The sequence below is a fragment of the Salipiger aestuarii genome (assembly GCF_003259905.1).
GTDB lineage: Bacteria > Pseudomonadota > Alphaproteobacteria > Rhodobacterales > Rhodobacteraceae > Salipiger > Salipiger aestuarii.
In genome coordinates this window covers 1-1,094 of record NZ_QLMG01000127.1, presented here as the reverse complement: position 1 = coordinate 1,094, position 1,094 = coordinate 1, and the positions used below count along the sequence as shown (strand labels likewise).

The window sequence follows — 1,094 nt, the reverse complement described above, 5'->3', positions numbered from 1 at the left end:
GCGCCCGGCGCGCGTGCGCCAGACGGGGAAGCCGAATACCCAGATCCAACCTGCAGATTCTCGTCATGAATGAGGGACCGGCAGGGGGCAGGTCAGCCAGCACATCGCCGAGGCTCAAGCCATCCTCTTCGAAGACGTGGTTGAAGGTCAAACCCTTGGATGTGCAGAAGGCATGCCAATGTTCGATGCGGCCGAGGTTGATGGCGCTGTCGGCGGCCCGCAGGCGTTCGGGCAGCGCCTCGGATTGCAGCGCGGCGCGGAAGGCGCTGGCGGGGTTCGACGTCGCCCGTTCCATCCAGGTGCCGGTCGCGGCGTCGTAATCGGGGATGATCCGGCTGCACAGCGCGCTCAGCCGGTCGATCTGCCCGCTGAACTGGGCGGTGGCGCGGGCGCGCATGCCCAGCTTGGTGACGGTGCCGCCCCAGGCGACGGGCGCCTCGGGGCGCAGGGTCTGCAGCAACTCCCAGCGACAGGTCTTCATCTCGCGATCGTCGGCCGGATTGTCGGTGCGCATGACCTCGATCTGCCAGCGGCCGCGGGCCGGGACGGTCCAGGCCAGTTCGCGGAAGAACTGGTAATCCTTCTTCTCGCTGTATTCGAGCAGCGCGACCTCTTCCCACTCGACGTCAAGGCTCGGGCGCTGGCGGACGCGGATCGCCGTGTAGAGCGTCTTCAGCTCGCCATCGCGGTTGTTCTGGAAGAGCCCGCCCGACCAGTTGAGGACGATGCGCACGCCCGCCGCATCGTCGCCGGTGAAGCGACGGATCGGCGTGTCGACGGCGGGGCCGTCGGTACGGTTGCCGGCATCGTCGAGCGGCCAGTCGCGCACCAGTTCGGCGCCCACGCCCTCCTCGAAGATCTGCATGGGCGACAGGTCCAGAACGTCCGATGCGGGGCGCGCGGTCTGCAGCTCGGTCTCGATCTCGTCGTATTCGGTGATCGGCGTATCACCGATCCGGACCCCCTCGATCTGCACCGTGCCGCCCGAAATTCGGACACTGTTGTCGTCATCCGCCCGGGCTGCGGTCATCACCTTTGCATGTGCAAGGTTGCGGAACATGGTCTCATTGAGAAGCTCGGTCTTCTCGGTCTCG

Annotated in this window: 1 protein-coding gene; it reads right to left on the bottom strand. The window is 66.7% G+C overall.

The window, feature by feature from the left end:
- Positions 1-1,094: TipJ family phage tail tip protein (gpJ, locus tag ATI53_RS23565; RefSeq protein WP_446000291.1), on the bottom strand; the 1,094-nt coding region annotated here is incomplete at both ends.